We start from the raw sequence: 22,348 nt of genomic DNA on the forward strand, positions 1-22,348 counted from the left end.
GCGGCGGTACATCCACTGTCCGGTACATATCCGCCCGATCACGACACATCCGGGCGACATCGGCGGCGTCTGATGCAAGGCAAGCCCAGCCTTTCCGCGAGGACCCCGATCATGACCCTGTTGATACTTGCCTACCTTGGAGGCGTGCTCACCATCCTGAGCCCGTGCATCCTGCCGGTCCTGCCCTTTGTCCTTAGCCGTACCGGCCAGCCGTTCCTGCGCGGCAGGCTGCCGCTGCTGGCGGGGATGGCGCTGACCTTCACGTCGGTTGCCGCGCTGGCGTCGGCAGGCGGCGCATGGGCGGTGCGCGCCAACGAATACGGGCGCATTGCGGCGCTGGTGCTGCTGGCAGCTTTCGGGCTATCCCTGCTCGTGCCGCGGCTGGCGCAAATCCTCACGCGGCCGGTTGTGACACTTGGTGACCGGCTGGCCGCAGCGGCCTCACCCGCGCAGGCTTCTCCATGGGGATCACTGATGCTTGGCGTTGCCACGGGCATGCTGTGGGCCCCTTGCGCCGGCCCGATCCTCGGGCTGGTTCTGACCGGTGCGGCGCTCCAGGGCGGCGGCATGTCCGCGGTGCTGCTGCTGACCGCCTACGCCGCTGGCGCGGCGACCTCGCTGGCTGCCGCGCTCGGCATCGGCGGGCGCGCGCTTGCCCTGATGAAGCGGGCCATGGGCACGGGCGCATGGCTGCGCCGCGGTCTCGGCGTGGCGATTCTGGGTGCGGTGGCGGCGATTGGCATCGGCGCAGATACCGGCCTGCTGGCAGGCTTGTCCTCCAGCGGAACCGCTCGCATCGAACAGGCGCTGGTCGACGCGCTGCACAAACAGCCACCCCCGCCGCAGGCGACGACCGCCGCGCGCGGCGATGGCGGCATGCTGCTGGCCGCCAGTCACCTGCCCGCCGGCTTCGCACGCCAGCTTCCGGTAGAAGGCCGCCTGCCCTCGCTCGATGGCGCGGTGCAATGGATCAATTCCCCGCCCCTGTCGGCCGACAAGCTGCAAGGCAAGGTCACGCTGGTCTATTTCTGGACCTACTCTTGCATCAATTGCATCCGCACCCTCCCCTACCTTCGCGCCTGGGCGGACAAGTACAAGGATCAGGGACTGACCATCGTCGGCGTGCATACCCCTGAGTTTGCCTTTGAGAGGAAGCCGGACAACGTGCGCCGGGCGATCGCGGATTTCCGCATCGGCTTTCCCGTGGCGGTCGACAGCGACTACCGCATCTGGCGCGCATTCGGCAACAGCTACTGGCCAGCCGCCTATTTTGTCGACGCCCGCGGCAACATCCGCCATCATCAGTTCGGCGAAGGCGACTATGCCACCTCAGAGCACGTCATCCAGGCGCTGCTGGCGGAGGCCGGCAATCCGCCGGCCGCGAACGGCGTGGTCGCGCCCGATGCGAGCGGCGCCCAGGCGGCGCCGGACCTGGGCAATATTCGCTCGGACGAGACCTACGTCGGTTACAGGCAGGCGGAGAATTTCGCCTCGCCCGGTGGCATGCGTACGGACGCATCGCGTGAGTACAGCGTTGGCGGGCTTCGCCTCAACCAGTGGGGCCTGTCGGGCCAATGGACCGTCGGTGCCGAACGGGCAACGCTCAATCGCGGCGACGGCGGCATTGCCTATCGCTTTCATGCGCGCGACCTGCATCTGGTGCTGGGACCAGCCGCCGATGGCCGCGCGGTGCGCTTCGTCGTCACTGTTGATGGCAAGCGCCCGGGCGCCAGTCATGGCGCCGACACCGATAGCGGCGGCAATGGCGCCGTCACCCAGACCCGGCTCTACCAGCTGGTACGCCAGGCTGGCGAGGTCGGCGAGCACACCTTCGAGATCCGCTTTCTGGATCCCGGTGTCCAGGCGTATGCGTTCACCTTCGGCTAGTGTCCCGTTCCGCAGATAGCTTGCCAAAATGAAATCGTCCGGTTGGTCGTCGGGCCAGGCGCGAGGAGGCGCCATAGCCGTAGCTATGGCAACCAACAGTCATGCGTGGCGGGCACAAGTCAGTCGCGACACCGACCCGCTGCCGAGAGCGTAAAGCATCCCGTTCGCCACGTTCTGGCACAACGCTTCCTTCAGCATCGACTGCCTCCGATGACACGCACGCGGCCCCTGGATCGCAGGATCCGACAGGCCACATCGCACATGGGCCGATGGCGCATGCAGAAACTCCCGGACGGTCTCGTGCCAGGCGATTGTTGCCATGGCGAACCAACAGTAGTTACCGCGCTTGCCTTCCTCCCCGGGGCTGCCCCAAATACATTGCAGCAATGCATCGGGCAACGAATGGGCCCCACGCCACGGCAATGCCGGGGCTTGCCGGTCGCTTCAGCTCCCGATTTCAGCCTCGATTCTGGAAAAACCATGGAAGACCAACTGCTGGTCCTGCACCTGCTGCAGGAATATCTCGACGCCCTGTATGACGGCGATGCGCCATCGCTGGCGCAACGCTTCGACCCGGACGCCGCCGTGTTCGGCATGGTCCGCGGCAAGGCGGTGCACAAGCCGGTGGTGACCTACCTGGATGGTGTCGCAAACCGAAAGAGCCCGCGGGCGCTGGGCGAACCCTACCGCATGCGGATACTGTCCGTGCAAGTCGTGGGCGATATCGCATCAGCAAAAGTCCATGTGCCCCTGCTCGGCAACAACGACTACAACCTCCTCTCGCTACGGAAGCGGGATGGCCGCTGGTGGATTGTCAACAAGCTCTATGCGCATGTCGAAGCCTGAAGCGGGCCGCATGACCAATGCCGGCCATGCGGCCGGCATCACTTCCCTGAACTGACTGGATAAAAAAATGGAACTGATTTTCGTCGGCGATCCGATGTGCTCCTGGTGCTACGGCTTTGGCAAGGAGCTTTCCGCGCTTACCGCGCGTTTCCCGCAACTGCCCGTGCGCATCGTCGTGGGCGGGCTCCGCGCCGGTGCGACCGATGTGCTGGACCACGCGGGCAAGCAGATGCGGCTGCAACACTGGGCGCGCGTGGAGCAGGCCAGCGGCCTGCCGTTCAACCGCCAGGGGCTGCTGGACCGCACCGGCTTTGTCTACGATACCGAGCCCATCTGCCGGGCAGTGGTGACCGCGCGCGACCTCGCACCAGAGGCCGACCTGCTGGCAGTATTCCGTGCGCTGCAGCACGCCTTCCATGTCGATGCCCTGGACACGACCGATGGCCGCGTGCTGGCCGAGGCCGGATCGCAGGCGCTGACGCGTCTGGGCTTTGTCGTCAGCGCCGACATCTTCCTCGCACGCTGGCAGGCGCCAGAGATCCAGGCGCAAGCCCGGGCGGATTTTGCGCTGACGCGGTCCTGGAACATCCGCAGCTTTCCGGCACTGCTGCTGCGCGCCGGCAACGAATTGCAGATGATTGCCAACGGCTATTCGTCGGCGGAAATGCTCGAACACCGCCTGCATGCCGTGCTGGAAGAGACGGCAGCACGCACCGGAACCTGAGTGCCGCAACTTGCCGGATCCCGCGGATCCGGCGGGAATCATTGAGCCAGCGGCTCGTGGCTGAATGCATCCAGCTCGCGGGCGAGGCTCTGCGCCGCCTGCCTGACCAGCGCCGCGCCCTTCTCCGGCGTCGCCAGCCCCGGGTCGGAGCCGATGCGGCCGTCCGGATAGCGCGCGCGGAAGTCCAGCGCTTCACGGATCGGCCCGGAGGGGGCGATCTTCGGCGCATAGTCCGCATGTTTCACGGCGTCTGGAAAGGCCCACTGGGTGATCGCAATCTCGGAGGGCGTGGCGTGCGCGCCATGGCCCACCGGGAACTGGTCGCGCGCCAGCTCGCCGACGCCCTCCAGGTCCCACCAGTTGCAGAGCTTCAGTGCAAATCCAGCGCGGCGCCTGCCGAAGCTGGCTTCGGCATAGAGCTCGGAGAACGCGGCATCGATCGAGGACACGTTGCCGCCGTGGCCGTTCAGGAACAGGATCTTTTCAAACCCGTGCCCCGCCAGCGAACGGACCCAGTCCCCGATCGCCGCGATAAAGGTCGACGGACGCAGCGAGATGGTTCCCGGGAAGCCGAGGTGATGCTGGGCCATGCCGATATTGAACGTCGGCGCCACCAGGATGTCGGCACTCTTCTCGGCTTCATGCGCAATGATTTCCGGACACAGCCAGTCGGTGCCCAGCAGCCCGGTCGGACCGTGCTGCTCGTTCGAGCCGATCGGGACCACGATGGTGCGGCTGCGCGCCAGGTATTGCTCGATCTCCGCCCAGGTTGAAAGATGTAGTCGCATAGGTACTCCTGTCTTGGTCCGTGCGCCGGACGTCATGGATGGTGTTGTGTCCCGCGGCGCGGGATCACCGCTTCGCGGGAAGCTTGTTGGCGAGGAGGATCATGGCTGCCAGCAAGGGCAGACAGGCCATCAGCAGCACGCCGAGATGGTGGTTGCCGGTTGCCGTCTTGGCCCAGCCGATGATGGCGGGGCCCCAGAATCCGCCCGACAGCCCGATGGTGTTGATCAGCGCAATGCCGCCGGCGGCCGCGGGGCCCTTGATGTATTCGGCAGGCATGGCCCAGAACACGGTGTAGGCCATCCAGAGCCCCATGGTGGCGAGGGTGAGCAGCACCAGCGACACGGTCAGGTTGCCATCCGCCAGGATCGATGCGGCCAGCAGCGCGCCGGCAGCCAGCGCCGGGATCGCACTGTGATAGCGCCGTTCTCCCGAGCGATCGGACTTGCGGCCCATGTAATACATGCCGAATGCGGCCGCCACGTAAGGCACGGCTGAATACCAGCCCAGCTGCACCGTATCCGCGACGCCCTGCGCCTTGATGATGGTCGGCAGCCAGAAGCTGATGGCATAGATGGTCGCGATGATGCAGAAGTACGCCAGTGCGAGCACATAGACCCTGACGTCCTTTGCGACCGCCTTGAACGAGTGCTTGTGTGCCGCCGCATGCCCGACGTCCGCTTCCAGCAGCCGCCGCTCCGGCTCGCTGAGCCAGGACGCCTGCGCGGGACGGTCCGGCACCAGCCGGAGCGCGAGGATGCCCAACAGTACACAGGGCAGGCCCTCGATCAGGAACATCCACTGCCAGCCGGCCAGGCCGGCATGGCCGGCGAGCGCGGTCATCAGCCACGCCGAGGCCGGGCCACCGACAATGCCGCCGATCGGGCCTGCCAGGAACACGATGGCAATGGCGCGGGCCATGCGCTGCGGCCCGTACCAGCACGACAGGTAGTAGATCATGCCGGGCGCGAAGCCGGCCTCGAAGATGCCGAGGAGGAAGCGCATGGCATAGAACATCGGCACACTATTCACGAACAGCATGCAGGAGGACGTGATGCCCCACAGCACAAGGATGCGGCTGAACGTCTTGCGTGCCCCGACCCGCGGCAACAGCAGGTTGCTCGGCAGTTCGAACAGCACATAACCCAGGAAAAAGATGCCGGCTCCCACGCCATACGCCGCGTCCGAGAAGCCCAGGTCGCCTTGCATCTGCAGCTTGGCAAAACCGATGTTGACGCGGTCCAGGTAGGCGAACAGGTAACAGATCAGCAAGAACGGCAGCAAGCGCCAGTTGACCTTGCTGTAGAGCGCCGAGGCGTCGTCGACGGTGCTCGAGTTAGGGATTGCCAGCATGCTGCCTGTCTCCGGATGGTTACGTGTCGATGGATCTTTTATGGAGTGGATCATGGCAGCGGCGGCGATGCGGGCAAAGAGCAACTAAGTCCACGTTCCGTTCCCTTTTGGGCAACACCCCCTCCGCGCGTGGCGCAAACGCCCCTCCCGCGGTCGGGTCGTGCTCCGCACCGCACGTGGCAGGCAAGGGGAAACCAGGTTCGGGTATCGTTATTGCACGGCCAACCATGCGCTGAACAGGCGGTTCGACATGCGAGAGATCAATCAGCAGCGGCTGCGGTACTTCCGCGAAGTGCTGGCACACGGGACCATCCGCGGGGCTGCGGACAGCCTCAACACCTCGCCGTCGGTGATCACCCGGCAGATCCGTCTGCTCGAGGAAGAGCTTGGCGCGACGCTGTTCGAGCGCGAACCGCGGGGGCTGAAGCCGACCGCGGCGGCCACGCACCTGCTCGAGTTCTGGCGCGGCTATCGTTCGCACCAGGAGAAGCTAGAGGACCAGTTGCACTCGCTCAAGGGACTGCAGCAAGGTGAGGTCCGCCTGGTGCTGAGCGAGGGCTATGTGGATCTCCTGGTCAACGAAGTCCTGGCGCAGTTCTGCGCGCGCTACCCCAGGCTCGATATCCGCATGGACATCCTGGCGGTGGATGGCGTCCTGGAGGAAGTTGCAGAGAGCCGCGCGCATATCGGCCTGGCCTACAACCCGCCGCCGCACCCGCGCATCGAATACCGCGCCAGCGCTCCGCAGCCGGTGGTGCTGCTGGTCCGCCCCGGGCACCCGTTGGTCCTGCGCGGCGGCGCGGCCAGCGTCCAGGACCTGCAGGCCTATCCGCTGGCGATGATGCCGGCATCGTTTGGCGTCGGGCATGCATTAAGCATGGTCGAGTTCGCCGAGAACATCTCGATCCGCGCGACGCTGGTCAGCAACTCGCTGACGGCGCTCAAGCAGTTCGTCGCCTACGGCGATTACATGACGCTGATCGGTGAGTTCGCTGCCTACCGCGAGATCGCGGCCGGAACCCTCGCCGTCGTGCCCATCGATCACCCCCTGCTCGTGGGCACCCAGGCCCGGCTGCTGGTGAAGGCCGGCAGGCCGTTGCCGGCGGCGGCACTCGAACTGCTGGACCACATCACCCGACACATGTCGATGTTCGCGCGGCACGACGCCGGCGGGAATGGCCGCTAGCGCGCGCCGTCCAGCGCCGGGAAGCGCGGCAGCACGTGCGTGGCAAGCTCGTCCAGTACCGCCTCGGCCGGGCGGCTGCCGTACTTGAGGTTGAACAGCACACGGTTCGCGCCGGCACGCTCGAGGGATCGATTGCTGGCTGTTGCCGGTGACAATCAGCGGCACAGTGCGTGGCGGCTTCCCCGGCCCCGGCGGGTAATTCGCGCTGCCCCGGCCCGAGCCGCGTCAGCAGTCGGCCAGGTGCTTGCCTTCGACTTCCGTCAGCAGCTAGGCGGCCTGCAGTTCCGCGCCCCGCGCCATGCGCCGGATGGCCTGCGGCGGCTGGCCGAAGGCCCGCAGGAAGGCACGGCGCATGCGCTCGCGATCGCCGAATCCGGTGTCCCGTGCGACCACGTCGATGCTGTGGCGGCCGCCTTCCATCATCAGCCTGGCCGCCTCCACGCGCAGGTGCTCGACGGCTTTGGCGGGCGTCTGCCCGGTCTCGTCCCGGAAGGCGCGGGCGAACTGGCGCGGGCTCAGGTGCGCTGCATCCGCGAGCTGGTCCACCGAAAGCTCCTGTTGCAGGTTTTGCCGCGCGAAATCCAGCGCGGCACGAATTCGGTCGGAGCGGGGCTCGAGATCCAGCAGGGCCGAGAATTGTGATTGCCCACCGGCCCGGCGGTGATACACGACCAGCTGCTTCGCGACATCGCGCGCGACGGCGCCACCGGCATCCTTTTCGACAAGCGCCAGCGCCAGGTCGATGCAGGCTGACATGCCCGCCGAGGTCCATACCTCGCCGTCAATGATAAAGATCCGATCCTCCTCCACATGGACATGCGGAAAGCGCCGGCGCAGCAGCCCCGCGTAGTACCAGTGCGTCGTGGCCCGGCGGCCATCGAGCAGCCCGGCTTCGGCCAGGTTGAAGGCACCGGTGCAGGTCGCGCCAATCCGCCGCGACGTTCTTGCCGCCCGCCGCAGGAACTCCACCAGCGCCGGCGACGTAGGCAGCACATCGTTGTCTCCCACGACCAGCACCGTATCAAAGCGGCGCCTGCCAAACGGCTCCGTGCTCACAGCAAAGCCGCCGGACGACAGCACCGGTCCGCCGTGCTCGGACAGCAGGTGCAGCTGGTACAGCGGCTGCCCGAGCGAGCGGTTGGCAAATTCAAGCACCGTCGACACCGCAAGGTTCAGTGCCTGGAACCCCGGATAGAGGGCAAGGGCTACGTGATGCATGTCGATCTCCAGTCGGCAGTCAGGGGCACCCTAGGGGCAATCTAAGGGCGATGGCAGAAAAAGTTGGATCAATGACATTGGCGCCACTCCATTGTGCACCTAATCTTCGTTTCGCGCAGCCGCCGCATTCATCGCCGGCTGCCGGAACCTACCCACATTGAATCTGGAGAATCGACATGACAACGCACTCGTACGCCGGCACCGCCCTGATCACCGGCGCCTCTTCCGGGATTGGCGCCATTTATGCAGACCGTCTGGCCCGCCGTGGCCATGACCTGATCCTGGTGGCACGCAACCGCAGCCGGCTCGAAACGCTGGCCCGCCGGATCACCGACGAGACCGGCCGGTCGGTCGAGATCGTGACGGCAGACCTCGGCCAGGCTGCGGATGTACGACGTATCGAAGACCTGCTGCGCACCGACGCCAGCATCACCACGCTGGTCAACAACGCCGGCTTCGGCGGCGCGGGGCAGCTGCTGCAGTCGGATGTCGACAAGATGCAGGAAATGATCGAACTCAATGTCACCGCGCTGACGCGCCTGACCTATGCCGCAGCCCCCGACTTCGTCGCGCGCGGCCAGGGCACGATCATCAATATCGCTTCGATTGTTGCGGTGGCGCCCGAGGTCCTGAACGGCGTCTATGGTGGTTCAAAGGCGTTCGTGCTGGCCTTTACCCAGTCGCTGCAACATGAGCTTGCCGGAAAGGGCGTGCGGGTCCAGGCCGTGCTGCCGGGCGCGGTCCGCACAGAGTTCTGGGATATCGCCGGCCAGCCAGTGGAGAATCTGCCGCAAGCAATCGTCATGAGTGGCGACGACCTGGTCGATGCAGCCCTGGCAGGCCTGGACCAAGGCGAGGTGATTACCGTGCCGTCGTTGCCTGACGCAGCCGACTGGCACGCATTCGAGGCTGCACGAGCGGCCCTTGGCCCCAATCTTTCACGTGACCAGCCGGCGGCACGCTACGGCGTCACGCGCTGACAGACTCCCCACGCAAGCCCATTCGGGCACCCCCGCCTGAAACGCTGGTATCCGACAAATGTGCCGGATACCGCGCCAATCTCTTCCACATCCCGCCTGACAGGCCCAAAGGCTCGCGCCCGTTTGTACCACTATGTATCAGGCGCAGCGAACGATACGCGCCCTGACAGAAATGGTGTCCCGACGCTATAGGAGAGATACACCGGTTTCCTTTAATGCATCTCGTGGACCGGCGGCGTACGTCGACAAGACGATCCCCCGGCCGCGTCATCCAACGCAGACCTCCAGGAAACCGACCATGACTACCCATCTCACCAAGCGCATTGTCTTCGCCATCGCCCTGCTGGCCGGGGCGGCCGGCGCCCATGCCGCCGCCCCCGGTGCGCGCGACCCGTTCACCGAAGGCGCACGTGCCGTGCAGGACGCACGCACCCCGTTCGTCGACGGCGCCCGCGCTGTGCGGGACGCACGCGACCCCTACAGCGAGGGCGCGCGCAATGTCGACCCGTTCGTCAAGGGCGGGCGCTTCCTCGCCGGCTGGGACCGCACGGGCCCTTCGGCTGATCCGGCACGCAGCTTCGACGTCTTCCAGGACGGCGCCCGCGCCTGATGCCGCCCGCGCCGCGATGCACCCGTCGCTGGCTTTACTTCTTAATTCTCGATGCAGGAGTTTCCTATGAAGCGCTCGAACGCTATCGTTGCAGCCACCCTCGCCCTGTCCATCAACGCCCTCGCCTTTGCCGCCCACGCGGCCGAGCCCGCCAAGGCCCTGGAAAAGTGTTACGGCGTGTCCCTCGCCGGCAAGAATGACTGTGCCGCTGGCCCCGGCACCAGCTGTGCCGCCACCTCCAAGACTGACTACCAGGGCGACGCTTGGACCATGGTCGAGAAGGGCACCTGCACGGCCATCAAGACGCCCAAGGGCTACGGCTCGCTGAAGCCGATCGTGTGATGTCGCGCACCAGCCCATACGCAAGCGGCCCTGGACAGGTCCCGGCCGCGGTGAACGCCGCGCTGCTGCTGGTGGCCCGCCTGGGTATCGCCTCGGTGTTCTTCCTGTCGGGACGGACCAAGGTGGAGGGGCTGCTGGCGATCAAGGCGTCCACCTACGCGCTGTTCGCCTCGGAGTACGCGTTGCCGTTGATTCCGCCAGACCTGGCCGCCGAGTTCGCCACCTGGTCCGAGCACCTGTTCCCGGTGCTGCTCGTGCTTGGCCTGTTCACGCGGTTCTCGGCGGCGGCGCTGCTTGGCATGACGGCGGTGATCGAGATCTTCGTCTATCCGGCTGCCTGGCCCACGCACCTCACCTGGGCGGGCCTGCTGCTGCCGCTGCTGGCATACGGCGGCGGTGCCTGGTCGCTCGAAGGGGTGTGGCGCACCGGGGTGCGCAAGGTCTAGCCGGGCACCACCCCCACCCTTATCTGTCTTCCCACAACAACCTGGGCCCCGCCCTTGGGGCCTACCGGAGATTCACAATGCGGTTTATTCCGTTGCTTGCCACCACCGTGGCACTGGCAATCCCTTCGTTCGCCCCCGCGGCGACACGCCCGGAGCCCCCGGGCGTGCAGCACATCATCCTGGTCCACGATGCCTTTGTCGACGGCTCGGGCTGGCGTGTGGTTCATGACAGCCTGAAGCTCAAGGGCTACAAGGTCAGCGTGGTGCAGCTGCCCCACACCACGCTGGGCGAGGACATCGCCGTGGTGCGCGACCGTATCGGCATGCAGCCGGGCCCGGTCGTGCTGGTCGGCCACGGCTACGGCGGCCTGGTCATCACCGAAGCCGGCGCCCGGCCCAAGGTGAAGGCACTGGTCTACGTCGCCGCCGTGGAGCCTGACGTTGGCGAAGGCATCAACCAGCTCAACGCCTCCATGCCGCCTGCCGCCGCAGCCAGCGTGCGGCCGACGCGGGATGGCCACCTGTATATCGATCCCGACCGGTTCAACGCCGATTATGCCGCCGACCTGACGCCGAACCGCACCGGCTTCCTGGCCAATTCGCAGGCACTGGTGCCCGACGCGCTGTTCCGCGGCAACGTCTGGACCGCCGCATGGCGCGACAAGCCGAGCTACGGCATCGTCGCCACCGAAGACCGTCTCCTGAATCCCGAGCTGCAGCGCCAGATGTACAAGCGCGCCGGCGCCCGCGTGACTGAGATCAAGGCCAGCCACGCTGTTCAGATCTCCCAGCCTGAGAAGGTTGCGGAAGTCATCGAAGAAGCCGCGCGCAACGTCCAGTAGCGCCGGCACCTGTTTCCCCCAACCCAACCGGAGTTTCATCATGACCATGACCAAGAAGTCCCGCATCAGCTTTGCCACTGCCGCCGCCTTTGTTGCGCTGAGCTCCCTGTCCTCGATCTCGATGCCGGCACAGGCCGCCGGCGGCGACGAGCCTGGCCGCTGTTACGGCGTCAATGCCTGCAAGGGCAACAGCCTGTGCGCCACTGCCAGCAATGACTGCGCCGGCCTGAACGAGTGCAAGGGCAAGGGCGTCGTCGTCAAGCCCGCCTCGGTGTGCCTGAAGGAAGGCGGCACGCTGACCGAGCCGAAGTAAGCACCGGACCGGATCCCGGGTGGCGCAGGCCACCCGGGGCCCACCAGCACGTTTGCAAACCGATGAGTGTCAGCATGCCCGTTCTCAGCCCTCCCTTCTCCGGCTACGGCCTCGGCCTGCGCAAGGAGCACTACCAGGACTTCCTCGAAACGGATGTTCCGGTCGACTTCGTTGAAGTGATCTCCGAGAACTTCATGGTCGACGGCGGCAGGCCCCGCCATATCCTGCGCGAAGTGCGCAAGCGCTATCCGGTGGTGCTGCACGGCGTGTCGATGTCGATCGGCTCCTCGGATGGCCTCGACCGCGACTACCTGCGCCGCCTCCGGGGCCTGGTCGACGAGACCGATCCCCTCTTCGTCTCCGACCACCTGAGCTGGTCGCGCATTGGCGGCTTCAACTCGCACGACCTGTTGCCGGTACCGTACACCAACGAGGCGCTTGATATCGTCTGCGCCAATATCGACCTGGCGCAGGACGTGATGGGCCGCACGATGCTGTTCGAGAATCCCTCAAGCTATCTCGCCTTCGACGGCGCATCCATGACCGAGTGGGAGTTCCTGGCCGCGATGTGCCAGCGCACCGGCTGTGGCCTGCTGCTGGACGTCAACAATATCTACGTCAGCGCCACCAACCACGGCTTCGATGCGAACGCGTTCGTCGACGGCATTCCCGCCGCGCACGTGCGCCAGATTCACCTGGCCGGACACTGCCAGGGGCGCGAGCTGCTGATCGACACGCACGACAACGCCGTGTGCGAGCCAGTGTGGCAACTCTACGCCCAGGTGCGCGCACGCCTCGGCGCCGTCGCCACCATGATCGAGCGCGACGACAATATCCCGCCGCTGGCCGGACTGCTCGACGAGCTCGCCATCGCGCGGACCCTCGCGGGAGACGCGGCATGAAGCTCGCCACGCTGCAACAGGACTTCCACACCTGGCTGACAACCGCATCGCCGGAGGCGGCGCTCCGCCTCGGCCCCGATACCGCGGCGGGCCTTGCGGTCTACCAGAACAACTACCGCGCGCAGCTGGTTGGCTGCCTTGAAACGTCGTACCCGAACGTCCACGCATGGCTGGGCGACGAAGCCTTCCTTGCCTCGGCCGTCGCACATGTCGACAGACAGCCCCCGCACGCCTGGACGCTAGATGCCTATGCCGACGGCTTCGACACCACGCTGGCCGCACGCTACCCCGACAATCCGGACCTGCATGAGCTGGCATGGATCGAGCACGCCATGTCCGTCGCCTTCGTCGCCGCCGATGCGGCACCGCCGTCCGCGCAGGCGCTGGCAGGCGTCGACTGGGAGTCGGCGCGGCTGGTTCTGGTGCCATCGCTGCGGATGCGCACCGCCACCACCAACGCGCAGGACCTCTGGACCGCGCTCAACGATGGCACGCCGGTGCCCGACAGCGAGATGCTGGCAGCACCCGCCGGCCTGATCGTCTGGCGCCGCGCCTTTGGTTGCTACCTGAACCTGGTCGACGCGCTGGAACTTGACGCGCTGCGCCAGGTGCAGGCCGACGATCGCTTCGAAGCGCTCTGCGAATGGCTCGTGACACGGCTTGGCGAGGACGAAGGCGTCGACGCCGCCGGCGCCATGCTCGCCCGGTGGCTGGGCAACGGCCTGGTCGCCGCGGTCGAAAATGAAAGTGAAGGCGCCTGAGTCATCGCCGCATCCCATGATCCAACCCTGAGGAACGACATCGTGTCAGATCACATCTCTTCGCGGCGCGCGTTCCTGCGCGCCGGCATTGCCGGTGCGACGGTGCTTGCCGCCGCGCCGTCGTTCGCGTCGCCGTCCGCCGGACGCCTTGCATCCGGCGCCACCGCATCGCCGCTGCCGCGCCGGCTCGGCCTGGCTCCCGGCTATCCGCTGCATGAGGCCACCGAGAAGAAACTGGCGGCCCTGCCCGCGATCTCCGTCCCGGCGATCACGCTCGATGGCACCGCCGACGGCGTCGTTCCCGCCACGGACGGCCAGGCCTCCGCCGTGCGGTTCACCGGTCCGCGCACGTATCGCCAGATACCCGGCGTGGGCCACAATCTGCCGCAGGAAGCGCCCGACGCGTTCGCCGACGCCGTGACGGAACTCGTGCGCGGCGGCAAGTGGCGCACGTGACGGCTCGCCTTGCCGCAGGCCCATCGCACCCCGCGCGCGGGCAATGCGCCGACGCCACCAGAACGGTCATGCCACGCTGATCAGCGCACGCGCTCGGCCTGTGCCCAGGCCAGATCGGCAACCCGGGCAAACCGTTCTCCCATCGCATGCGCATCGGCACTGGACGCCGTGCCTCGTGCCGCCCTTCCCTTGATGCCATGCAGGATGGCGGCAAAGCGGAACATGTTGAAGGCAACATAGGCGTCCATGTCGTCGATGCCAGCTCGGCCCGTCCGTGCACAATAGGCCGCCACGTAGGCAGCCTCGCTCGGCAGGCCCCCCTGCGCGAGGTCGATGCCTGCAATGCCGCCAAGAATATCGCGTGGCATCCGGTACATCATCGCGTGATAGGCAAAGTCGGCGAGCGGATCGCCGAGTGTCGACAGCTCCCAGTCGAGGACCGCAAGCACACGCGGCTCGGCAGGATGAAAGATCATGTTGTCGGCGCGGAAATCCCCGTGCGTGATGGCTGTCCTGTCCGCCGTTGGAAGATGCTCCGGCAGCCATTGGACCAGCCGGTCCATGGCCGGATGCCGGCCTGCCTCGTCGTCCTCGAGATACTGCTTCGACCATCGGGCCACCGTACTATCGCGCCTGAGTCCCATCGCACTGGGCAGCGGTGCCATGGCAACGGTTCCACTCAGCGGCCGGCAGCGATTCCATAGGATGAGCCTGACCTGGGATTCGACACAGTATAAGAACTCCGTCGAGCCCAAATCAGCGCTGCTTTGAATACCTCGGATTCTCGCTGACTCCAATCACTTCTCATTAGTGGTGCGGCGTCCAGTGCTATCGTGGCGTAGACCGCCGCTTGGTGCAGAGGCTCGCGGCTCCGCTTTCCTGGAATAGTGAATGTACGAATCGTTACGTGCATATCATTCGAAACCGCGGAGTTGCTTGGTGAGCGATTATGTCGGCATCCAAATGACATCACTGTGACGGCCATCTCCTGGCTCGCGCTTTGCGTGAACGTATCGAATCCCCGGTCACCCGAGCTGAAACTGTTGCCGGCTATTTCACTCGTCTTGGCCTCACGTCGGTCGACCGCGCGGCCCTACCTAACGAATTGCTGGCTTCTCGTGAATTCTCCGATACCGGAGCCCGAACGGCGGCAACATCGACCTCGCCCAACTTTCGGCCTTTCGCGGCGCCGGCCGGCAGTGGTCGGGCTGCGGCCGAACTGCCCTCGCCTGCGAAGGAACTCAATGATAAGAAGCATTGCTGCGTCACGTTCAGCCGAGCGCCGCTCGCTGAGGCACCCCGTTGCATGTCTGAGTGGACGGGGAACGCAACGGCGGCAGCCATCTTGTGCCGTTCGCTTTCGGGCTCAGTTGGCCATTCAAGCGGCCGCTTCGCTCATCAAAGAACGGGCAGTCGTGCCGGGATCGCGTCGGACCGCCCGTCAGCTCCGGTCAACCCAAATTCGGTCACTTGTAATATTTTTCGCGTGCCCTAGTATGAAGGCAGCCACCTGCCCGCTATGGTTATCGTGAAGCCCCCCCGCCAAACCGAAGCCCCAAAAGCCAAAGGACTCGCCGCAAGATTGTCAGAGCGGCGGCAGCTGCCTTTCGTGAGCGTGGCATCGATGGGGTCGGCGTGCGCGACATCATGATGCGCGCCGGCCTGACGCAAGGTGGGTTCTACTTCCACTTTGCCGACAAGGCAGCCCTGTTCCGGGAGGCCAGCGCGGAAGGATTCGAGGGGAGCGTCGAGTGGCTGCGGGACCATTCGGGCACCTCGCCTTCCGAGAGGCAACTAGAGGCCTTCATCGACGCCTACCTCAGCGCCCGCCATCGCGATCATCCGGAGTCGGGTTGCATGATGGCGGCCCTGGCGGGCGACGTCGCGCGCAGTGACCGGAAGTTGCGCAAGGAGTTCACCGCCGGCGCCCTCGCCATGCTCGACCGTATCGCGCCCCACCTTGCAGGCGAGAACCCGGTTGAGCGACGGCAGCAGGCAGGGCTGATGCTTGCGTCGATGGCCGGTGTGCTGATGGTTTCTCGCGTTCTTGCCGATCGCGCCATGAGCGACATGCTGCTCGCGAAGGCCCGCGAGTTCTACCGCGCGAATTTCTGCCAGGCCTGACCCAGGGAAGATCAAATTTCGCGGGGCCAGATTATTACACTGGTCATATTGCAAGAGGATGAAGCGTCATGAAATATGTCGCCATTCAGATGCTGTTCGGAGACCGCGCCAAGTTGTTCGGCCTGATCTTTTCGCTCGCCTTCGCGTCGTTCTGGGGTATCGGTAATGACGGTTGGCTAGTGCTTCTCAATGTCGACGATGAACACGCGAGCCAGCCTGAGAGAAACGACTCGCGCATTCTCGGGTGACGTGGAGCAGCCAGATCTCAAACTTCGCATCACTGTCCCTTCGATGCCTTCACCAGCACAGCATGCACCGCTTTCAGTATTTCATCGGACAACGACGGGTCGCTTTTGGCGACAGCGCGGGCGGCGGCCATAGCCCCGATTTCCGCCGCGACGATGGTCATCGCCAGACGGCGCCGTTCGGCCTCGGGGAGAGCTTCGTCCAGCACGGCCTCGAATGCGCTCGCCTTTTCCTGAAACCCCTTGGCGAACCGCGCGCTGATGTCCCTTCCTTGCCGCCCGATTTCGCTAGCCAACGCAGTCATCGGGCAACTCATGCCGGGATCGTCGCGTCTTAGCGGCGAAAGCAAATAGTCGAGATATCCCGACACGCTACGCTTGCGGCCCGTTGCCTCGCCCCGGAACGCTTCGCGGCTCCGCGCCAGGCCCTGCGAAAAGGCTTCCGTCGCAAGATCGTCCTTCGAGCGGAAATGCGCATACAGCGCGCCATGTGTCAGCCCGGCTTCGCGCGCGATTTCCGCGACGCCCACGCCATCGATTCCTCGTTCGCGAAACAACCGGCCGGCCGTTGCCAGCAGGGCTGCGCGGTTCTCGTCGGACTGCTCGCGTCTTACGTACACCATGGTCTCCTCCAGAAACGGGGACTGTGAATGATCGCCCTGGTTCGCGCGGTCAGTACCGGTCGACACAAAGCCTTCCATCCGTGACCGATGCGCTCCATGCGGGATACGCAGCCAAGCCAAACGCAATGGCTACTGCCCGGGCCCCGCCGCGCAGCTTTAACAGGTGCAGTTCGGGAATGTTGCTGTGGATTCACATATAGTCGAACCACCACTTTGATTGCGATCGCAATTAAAGATAGACGTGGGACTGTCGACTGTCAAGCAGGATGAGCGCACGCTGCCCAATGGCTAGCCGCGCAGCATGGTCAGCGTAGTTGTTAGTGCGTCCCGAAGCCCGTCTGGTCACACGGGGACTACTTAGCCCTTCTGAATCTGACCAGATCAGGGTGAGAATCAGATGAATGGCAACGCATGCACGCCAGCGTCGGCTGGTCTGGCGTATCCATGAGGGCATGCTGGCTTGCATGGCGGCCTCAGTTCAGGCATTCCTCAACAAGGACACAGGCCTTGGCAAAGTGAAGAGGCGCCGCGATGCGTATGCAGTGGCACGCTGGCAGAGCGGCACGCAGCGGACCTATTGCTTGAACGAGATAAAGCAGTCTACGTCGTCGATGGCGCGACGGTCGCTCGGCTCGTCTGGCTAGGATGCCAAGGGACGCTCGCAGTCCTCCCCAGGTCTATTGCTCGACCAAGACGCTCGAAGTCTTGCAGGTCCGCTCTTCCTGGTTGGTAGAGCCTCTCTTAGGCTCGGCTGGAGGGAGGTGAAATGCCAACAAAAAAGGACTTAGATCGTAACTGCTCAATAACCCGGGGCGAACGGCGGCACCCTGTTCAAGCAGAGCGCAGGAGGCGTTGTTCAAGCAGGTGCGGCAGTGGTGGGATGTGATCGCTGCACGAGATGCGGTCGGTCAGGTAATCCCAGAACGAGACGCCCAGTTTGCGACAGGTCTTCTTCAGGCTGGAGAACGTATCGCGACATTGCCGACCGAGCTCGCTGCGCGTGCCGCCACTGATCTTCTGCTTTTTCACGTGATCGCGAATATCGCGCTCGCTGCCATTTGTGTGCAGTGGGACCTCAGGACGCTCAAGTACCAGGAGCAACTCGGACTTGTTCAGGTGAATGCGCCTGAGTAAACGGTTGAGTGTGGTGTAGCGGGTCTTCTGGGTAAAGACGGCATCAAAGCGCGCTTGCAGTTCGCGCTTGCGCTTGAGGGTGGGACGTCGCTTGTAATCCTTGAGGTCCGCGTACAGGGACCAGATGTCGCTGCGTACGCGTGCAATATCCTCGCGGTGTAGATCGTTCAACGGGAGCAGCTTGTGAACCAGGCGCTCCGCATGTACCCAACATAAGCCGTGAATCAGGACGTTGAACTGTCCTGCATCGTCGCTGATGATGGCGAGATCCTGCGCCACGCCACGCCGCTTCAGACTGCCCAGCAACGCGCCCTCGGTGGCGATGTTGCGGTAGCGGGCAACGTCCATGCCCAGGCCGTTGAGGTGGAGTTGCCATGCACCCTGATCGGCAAATCGTCTGCGGTCGTGCTCACGCAGCGCATTTAGGAACACCTGCGAGAGCCCTTGCTTCTTCATGTAGGCGAGGGCGTCTTCGTTGATCTGGTAGCCGTGTCCGGCGCCGAGCAGTTCGAGGAAATTGATGCGGCTCTTCGAACACGTGCTTTTGAACCAAGCGAAGTGCTCGTTACCAATATGGGTGACGTAGCCATTGTTGCCTTGATGACGCGTGCCCGTGTCATCGACCGTCACATATGCTGAGAGCGCCAGCCCGGTCGATAACAGCCCGTCTTTTTCCTCGTGAAACCGCTTCTTGCCCTCTTGCAGCAGCGCGTTCAACTGCCCCGACGAGATCTCGATGCCCCATTCGCGCAATTGCTCACACAACAGCGGCTGGGTAACGTGGCAATGGTGGTGCTGGTAGAGCAGATAGCTGACCAGCGTCGCGCCAAAGTGGCTGCCTGCGACGGCCCAGGGAAGTTGCCCGGTCAAGGTCCGACCGTCTGGTGTTTGCCAACGTGCAAGCCGATAGCGTGTGTTGCGTGAGCCGATCACCAAGTCCTGCACCACATAATCCCGGTAGCCCTTGAATCGGGAGCCCGGCGGGATCAGCCCGGCCGGCTCGATGATCTCTTCGCAATCGATCCTCAGTTGGGCGGTCTTGCTCCTGCCGGGCGAACCGCGTCGTCTACCTGGCTTGGCCTGCTGTTGGACTTTGCCGGCCTCCTCATGCATGCGGCTCGGCTTGAACTTCGGGCGCTTCTTCTCGCCCTTGAGCACAGCGACTTCATCCTTCAGATGCAACTCCTGCTCATGTTGGCGAAGGATGATTTCCATGAGGCCTTCACCCCAGGCGAGCAGCTTCACGACCGCGGGTGTGCGCTCGGCTTCGGGAATATACGGCGCAGCGAGTTTCTTCCTCACGGTTGCGTGAGGCTATGCGCGCTTGCCGGCTTTACGCAGCCGGGCGATTTCCTTTTCCAGTCCTTGAAGCTGCTCCTGCTGGTGATTGACCATGTCGGTCAACCGCTCGAGCACCGCCAGCAATTCAAGCTCCCGCGGCGTCAACTCGCTTCGGTCGATATCCGGCGGGATGAATTTTTGAGGGGTGCTCATGGCCCGGCAACGTAGGAGTGGCGATGCAACAAAAGTTAACATCGCCGCCTAAGGTTTACAACCGAAATTTATTGCCGCCCGCAAGAAGGCGTCGCCTGCATCCTGGCTCGATGCTCCCGGTCGGGGGGCGACGCAGCGCCTGAGGGGTTGCCCCGGGTTATTGAGCAGTTACCTTAGATCGCTCTAAGTCCTTGCTTTTGTGAGTCGAGCGGTGGTGGGTGCTGAGGGGCTCGAACCCCCGACCTACGCCTTGTAAGGGCGCCGCTCTACCAACTGAGCTAAGCACCCGCTCGACCATCGCAGGCAGGCTGCCTGCAACTTGCTGATCGCTCCACACCTCGCGGCAGTTGCCGTGGTTTGCGTTGCGAGGGCGCAAGTGTAATACAGGTGATTTCAGTTTGCCAAGACCCGCGCGCGCAAAAAAACGCCGCCGGGCATCGCTGCCCCGCGGCGTTTGCTTCATGCGGCCAAGGTTGCGTCAGTGATGCAGACGTTCAACCTTGGCCGCGGCCTTGTCCGCCACATCGGCGGGCTTGGCGTCTTCTTCCGGCAACGGCTCGGGCTTGCGCTCGAGCGCCAGTTCCAGCACCTTGTCGATCCAGCGGACCGGCACGATCTCGATGGCGTTCTTCACGTTGTCCGGGATCTCGGCCAGATCCTTGACGTTTTCCTCCGGGATCAGCACCAGCTTGATACCGCCCCGGTGGGCCGCCAGCAGCTTCTCCTTGAGGCCGCCGATCGGCAGCACCTCGCCGCGCAGCGTGATCTCGCCGGTCATGGCGACATCCGCGCGCACCGGAATGCCGGTCAGCACCGACACCAGCGCGGTGGTCATCGCACCGCCAGCCGACGGGCCGTCCTTGGGCGTGGCGCCTTCGGGCACGTGGATGTGGATGTCGCGCTTCTCGAACATCTCATCCGTGATGCCCAGGCGGCGTGCCCGCGAACGCACCACCGAACGCGCGGCTTCGACCGATTCCTTCATCACATCGCCCAGCGAACCGGTGCGGGTGATGTTGCCCTTGCCCGGCATGATCGCGGCTTCGATGGTCAGCAGGTCGCCGCCCACCTCGGTCCACGCCAGACCGGTCACCTGGCCCACCTGGTTTTCCTTGCCGGCCAGGCCGAAGTCGTACTTGCGCACGCCCAGGAATTTGTCCAGGTTCTCGGAGTCGACCTTGATCGTGCCCGACTCTTTCTTCAGCAGCAGCAGCTTGACCACCTTGCGGGCGATCTTGGAGACTTCGCGTTCCAGTGATCGCACACCCGCTTCACGTGTGTAGTAGCGGATGATGTCGCGGATCGCGCTTTCGGCCACCTCGATCTCGCCCGCCTTCAGACCATTGTTCTTGATCTGCTTGGGCAGCAGGTAGCGCTGGGCGATATTGACCTTCTCGTCCTCGGTGTAACCCGACAGGCGGATCACTTCCATGCGGTCGAGCAGCGGCGGCGGGATGTTCAGCGAGTTCGACGTCGCCACGAACATCACGTCCGACAGGTCGAAGTCGACCTCGATGTAGTGGTCCTGGAACGTGTGATTCTGTTCCGGGTCCAGCACCTCAAGCAGCGCCGACGACGGATCGCCGCGGAAATCCATGCCCATCTTGTCGATCTCGTCGAGCAGGAAGAGCGGATTGCGCACGCCGACCTTGGACAGGCTCTGCAGGATCTTGCCCGGCATCGAGCCGATATAGGTCCTGCGGTGGCCGCGGATCTCGGCCTCGTCGCGCACGCCACCCAGTGCCATGCGCACGAACTTGCGGTTCGTCGCGCGCGCCACCGACTGGCCGAGCGAGGTCTTGCCCACGCCGGGAGGCCCGACCAGGCAGAGGATGGGCGCCTTCACCTTGTCCACGCGCTGTTGCACCGCGAGGTACTCGAGAATGCGTTCCTTGACCTTCTCGAGGCCGTAGTGGTCTTCATCCAGCACGCGCTCGGCGTTGGCGAGGTCATTGTTGACCTTGCTCTTCTTGCGCCACGGCAGGTTCACCAGCGTGTCGATGTAGTTGCGCACGACGGTGGCTTCGGCCGACATCGGCGACATCAGCTTGAGCTTCTTGAATTCGGCGTCGGCCTTCTTCTTGGCTTCCTTCGGCATGCGCGCAGCCTTGATGCGCTTGTCGAGTTCTTCCAGGTCCGCGCCTTCTTCACCCTCGCCCAGCTCCTTCTGGATGGCCTTGACCTGCTCGTTCAGGTAGTACTCGCGCTGGCTCTTCTCCATCTGGCGCTTGACGCGGCCACGGATGCGCTTTTCAACCTGGAGGATGTCGATCTCGCCCTCGAGCTGCGACAGCAGGCTTTCCAGGCGTTCGGTCACATTGACCATCTCCAGGATCTTCTGCTTCTGCTCGAGCTTGATCGGCAGGTGCGCGGCGATGGTGTCCGCCAGGCGGCCTGCCTCGTCGATACCCGACAGCGAGGTCAGGATCTCGGGCGGGATCTTCTTGTTGAGCTTCACGTACTGGTCGAACTGCGACACGATCGCGCGGCGCAGGGCCTCGGTCTCGGCGCTTTCGCCAGGTGCGGGCGGCACGGGCACGGCTTCGCACATGAAGTGCGATTCGTCCTCGCTCACCTCGCGGATATTCGCGCGCTGGGTACCCTCGACCAGCACCTTCACGGTACCGTCGGGCAGTTTCAGCATTTGCAGGATATTGGCGATGCAGCCGACCTCGTACAGGTCGTCGGCGGTCGGCTCGTCCTTCGCCGCCGTCTTCTGGGCCACGAGCATGATGCTCTTGCCCGCCTCCATCGCAGTCTCAAGCGCCTTGATGGACTTCGGGCGTCCCACGAACAGCGGGATCACCATGTGCGGAAACACCACCACGTCGCGCAGCGGCAACAGTGGGAGGCGAATCGGCTCGGCCGGGAGGAGTTGTGTTCCGGACATCATTTTCCCCAAGTCAGTCATTTAAGGCGTAAATTGGGCCGCCCGAATCGATTACAAGATACTGCGCCAATCGATTCACCAAGGCAGGCAGATGCCGCTCCCTGCACTTGCTGGCCCCTCTGAAACAGCATACCCGCGTTTCCTCCCTCTCGTCGGTAGAAATAAACAAAAAAAGCCGCTCGCTTC

24 protein-coding genes and 1 tRNA gene are annotated in these 22,348 nt (G+C 64.5%); 15 read left to right on the forward strand and 10 right to left on the reverse strand.

Translation table 11 applies throughout. The features are described from left to right. Window positions 1-111 precede the first annotated feature (111 nt). The 3 genes from ACZ5MJ_RS11080 to ACZ5MJ_RS11090 all read left to right on the forward strand — a co-directional run bounded on the left by ACZ5MJ_RS11080 (window position 112) and on the right by ACZ5MJ_RS11090 (window position 3,457). Entirely contained in the window at window positions 112-1,887 is a 1,776-nt protein-coding gene (locus tag ACZ5MJ_RS11080; RefSeq protein WP_464219330.1) for a cytochrome c biogenesis protein DipZ, read from the forward strand. 480 nt (window positions 1,888-2,367) lie between these two features. After that, window positions 2,368-2,733: a nuclear transport factor 2 family protein gene (locus tag ACZ5MJ_RS11085; RefSeq protein ID WP_464219331.1), complete on the forward strand. Its 366-nt coding sequence runs from the start codon at window positions 2,368-2,370 to the stop codon at window positions 2,731-2,733. A gap of 67 nt (window positions 2,734-2,800) precedes the next feature. Continuing rightward, a complete protein-coding gene (locus tag ACZ5MJ_RS11090) occupies window positions 2,801-3,457 on the forward strand; it encodes a DsbA family protein (RefSeq protein WP_464219333.1) in 657 nt (218 codons plus the stop codon). A gap of 38 nt (window positions 3,458-3,495) precedes the next feature. Here ACZ5MJ_RS11090 and ACZ5MJ_RS11095 read toward each other — a convergent pair whose 3' ends face one another. Both ACZ5MJ_RS11095 and ACZ5MJ_RS11100 read right to left on the reverse strand, forming a co-directional pair. Next, the gene (locus ACZ5MJ_RS11095; protein ID WP_464219335.1) at window positions 3,496-4,245 is read right to left on the reverse strand and encodes a creatininase family protein; all 750 of its coding nucleotides are present in this window, start codon (window positions 4,243-4,245) and stop codon (window positions 3,496-3,498) included. 64 nt (window positions 4,246-4,309) lie between these two features. Next, complete coding sequence (locus ACZ5MJ_RS11100) at window positions 4,310-5,596, reverse strand: MFS transporter (protein ID WP_464219337.1); 1,287 nt, start codon at window positions 5,594-5,596, stop codon at window positions 4,310-4,312. A gap of 250 nt (window positions 5,597-5,846) precedes the next feature. On the opposite strand from ACZ5MJ_RS11100, the gene ACZ5MJ_RS11105 reads away from it, so the two are divergent. Further along, entirely contained in the window at window positions 5,847-6,782 is a 936-nt protein-coding gene (locus tag ACZ5MJ_RS11105) for a LysR family transcriptional regulator (protein WP_464219338.1), read from the forward strand. On the opposite strand, the gene ACZ5MJ_RS11110 is transcribed toward ACZ5MJ_RS11105, so the two are convergent. After that, window positions 6,779-6,937: a hypothetical protein gene (locus ACZ5MJ_RS11110; protein WP_464219340.1), complete on the reverse strand. Its 159-nt coding sequence runs from the start codon at window positions 6,935-6,937 to the stop codon at window positions 6,779-6,781. The two genes, ACZ5MJ_RS11105 and ACZ5MJ_RS11110, sit on opposite strands and share 4 nt — an antisense overlap. Before the next feature lie 112 nt (window positions 6,938-7,049). Beyond that, window positions 7,050-8,000 (reverse strand): GlxA family transcriptional regulator, encoded by a 951-nt coding sequence (locus ACZ5MJ_RS11115; protein WP_464219341.1) that lies wholly within the window; start codon window positions 7,998-8,000, stop codon window positions 7,050-7,052. Window positions 8,001-8,176: 176 nt separating this feature from the next. On the opposite strand from ACZ5MJ_RS11115, the gene ACZ5MJ_RS11120 reads away from it, so the two are divergent. From ACZ5MJ_RS11120 to ACZ5MJ_RS11160, 9 genes are all read left to right on the forward strand, one after another. Continuing rightward, window positions 8,177-8,980: an SDR family NAD(P)-dependent oxidoreductase gene (locus tag ACZ5MJ_RS11120; protein WP_464219342.1), complete on the forward strand. Its 804-nt coding sequence runs from the start codon at window positions 8,177-8,179 to the stop codon at window positions 8,978-8,980. 298 nt (window positions 8,981-9,278) lie between these two features. Next, on the forward strand, window positions 9,279-9,590 hold the full coding sequence (locus ACZ5MJ_RS11125; protein WP_464219343.1) for a hydroxyquinol 1,2-dioxygenase: 312 nt from the start codon (window positions 9,279-9,281) through the stop codon (window positions 9,588-9,590). A gap of 66 nt (window positions 9,591-9,656) precedes the next feature. Then, window positions 9,657-9,932: a BufA1 family periplasmic bufferin-type metallophore gene (locus ACZ5MJ_RS11130; RefSeq protein WP_464219344.1), complete on the forward strand. Its 276-nt coding sequence runs from the start codon at window positions 9,657-9,659 to the stop codon at window positions 9,930-9,932. Further along, a complete protein-coding gene (locus ACZ5MJ_RS11135; RefSeq protein WP_464219346.1) occupies window positions 9,932-10,378 on the forward strand; it encodes a DoxX family protein in 447 nt (148 codons plus the stop codon). The genes ACZ5MJ_RS11130 and ACZ5MJ_RS11135 overlap by 1 nt, the downstream gene beginning before the upstream one ends. Before the next feature lie 77 nt (window positions 10,379-10,455). Next, window positions 10,456-11,220: an alpha/beta hydrolase gene (locus ACZ5MJ_RS11140; protein WP_464219347.1), complete on the forward strand. Its 765-nt coding sequence runs from the start codon at window positions 10,456-10,458 to the stop codon at window positions 11,218-11,220. Between the two features lie 40 nt (window positions 11,221-11,260). Continuing rightward, window positions 11,261-11,533 (forward strand): BufA2 family periplasmic bufferin-type metallophore, encoded by a 273-nt coding sequence (bufA2, locus tag ACZ5MJ_RS11145; protein WP_464219348.1) that lies wholly within the window; start codon window positions 11,261-11,263, stop codon window positions 11,531-11,533. A gap of 74 nt (window positions 11,534-11,607) precedes the next feature. Continuing rightward, window positions 11,608-12,435: an MNIO family bufferin maturase gene (gene bufB / locus ACZ5MJ_RS11150; RefSeq protein ID WP_464219349.1), complete on the forward strand. Its 828-nt coding sequence runs from the start codon at window positions 11,608-11,610 to the stop codon at window positions 12,433-12,435. Beyond that, on the forward strand, window positions 12,432-13,196 hold the full coding sequence (locus ACZ5MJ_RS11155; protein WP_464219350.1) for an HvfC/BufC family peptide modification chaperone: 765 nt from the start codon (window positions 12,432-12,434) through the stop codon (window positions 13,194-13,196). Before bufB ends, ACZ5MJ_RS11155 begins: the two co-directional genes overlap by 4 nt. A gap of 42 nt (window positions 13,197-13,238) precedes the next feature. Next, on the forward strand, window positions 13,239-13,652 hold the full coding sequence (locus ACZ5MJ_RS11160; RefSeq protein ID WP_464219351.1) for an alpha/beta fold hydrolase: 414 nt from the start codon (window positions 13,239-13,241) through the stop codon (window positions 13,650-13,652). A gap of 80 nt (window positions 13,653-13,732) precedes the next feature. On the opposite strand, the gene ACZ5MJ_RS11165 is transcribed toward ACZ5MJ_RS11160, so the two are convergent. Next, the gene (locus ACZ5MJ_RS11165) at window positions 13,733-14,317 is read right to left on the reverse strand and encodes a phosphotransferase (protein WP_464219353.1); all 585 of its coding nucleotides are present in this window, start codon (window positions 14,315-14,317) and stop codon (window positions 13,733-13,735) included. Between the two features lie 916 nt (window positions 14,318-15,233). On the opposite strand from ACZ5MJ_RS11165, the gene ACZ5MJ_RS11170 reads away from it, so the two are divergent. Together ACZ5MJ_RS11170 and ACZ5MJ_RS11175 are read left to right on the forward strand one after the other, a co-directional pair. Then, window positions 15,234-15,776 (forward strand): TetR/AcrR family transcriptional regulator, encoded by a 543-nt coding sequence (locus ACZ5MJ_RS11170; RefSeq protein WP_464223704.1) that lies wholly within the window; start codon window positions 15,234-15,236, stop codon window positions 15,774-15,776. A 68-nt stretch (window positions 15,777-15,844) separates the two neighbouring features. Then, window positions 15,845-16,024 (forward strand): hypothetical protein, encoded by a 180-nt coding sequence (locus ACZ5MJ_RS11175; RefSeq protein WP_464219355.1) that lies wholly within the window; start codon window positions 15,845-15,847, stop codon window positions 16,022-16,024. 29 nt (window positions 16,025-16,053) lie between these two features. On the opposite strand, the gene ACZ5MJ_RS11180 is transcribed toward ACZ5MJ_RS11175, so the two are convergent. From ACZ5MJ_RS11180 to lon, 5 genes are all read right to left on the reverse strand, one after another. Beyond that, a complete protein-coding gene (locus ACZ5MJ_RS11180) occupies window positions 16,054-16,722 on the reverse strand; it encodes a TetR/AcrR family transcriptional regulator (RefSeq protein WP_464219357.1) in 669 nt (222 codons plus the stop codon). A 753-nt stretch (window positions 16,723-17,475) separates the two neighbouring features. Next, window positions 17,476-19,080, reverse strand: coding sequence for an IS66 family transposase (locus tag ACZ5MJ_RS11185; protein ID WP_464219358.1), 1,605 nt, complete (start codon window positions 19,078-19,080; stop codon window positions 17,476-17,478). A gap of 12 nt (window positions 19,081-19,092) precedes the next feature. Continuing rightward, complete coding sequence (locus ACZ5MJ_RS11190; protein ID WP_464219360.1) at window positions 19,093-19,272, reverse strand: hypothetical protein; 180 nt, start codon at window positions 19,270-19,272, stop codon at window positions 19,093-19,095. Between the two features lie 212 nt (window positions 19,273-19,484). Then, window positions 19,485-19,560 (reverse strand) — tRNA-Val (locus ACZ5MJ_RS11195). Between the two features lie 190 nt (window positions 19,561-19,750). Next, entirely contained in the window at window positions 19,751-22,162 is a 2,412-nt protein-coding gene (lon, locus tag ACZ5MJ_RS11200) for an endopeptidase La (protein WP_432260370.1), read from the reverse strand. Window positions 22,163-22,348: the final 186 nt, after the last annotated feature.

The organism is Cupriavidus sp. LA-1, assembly GCF_055385985.1.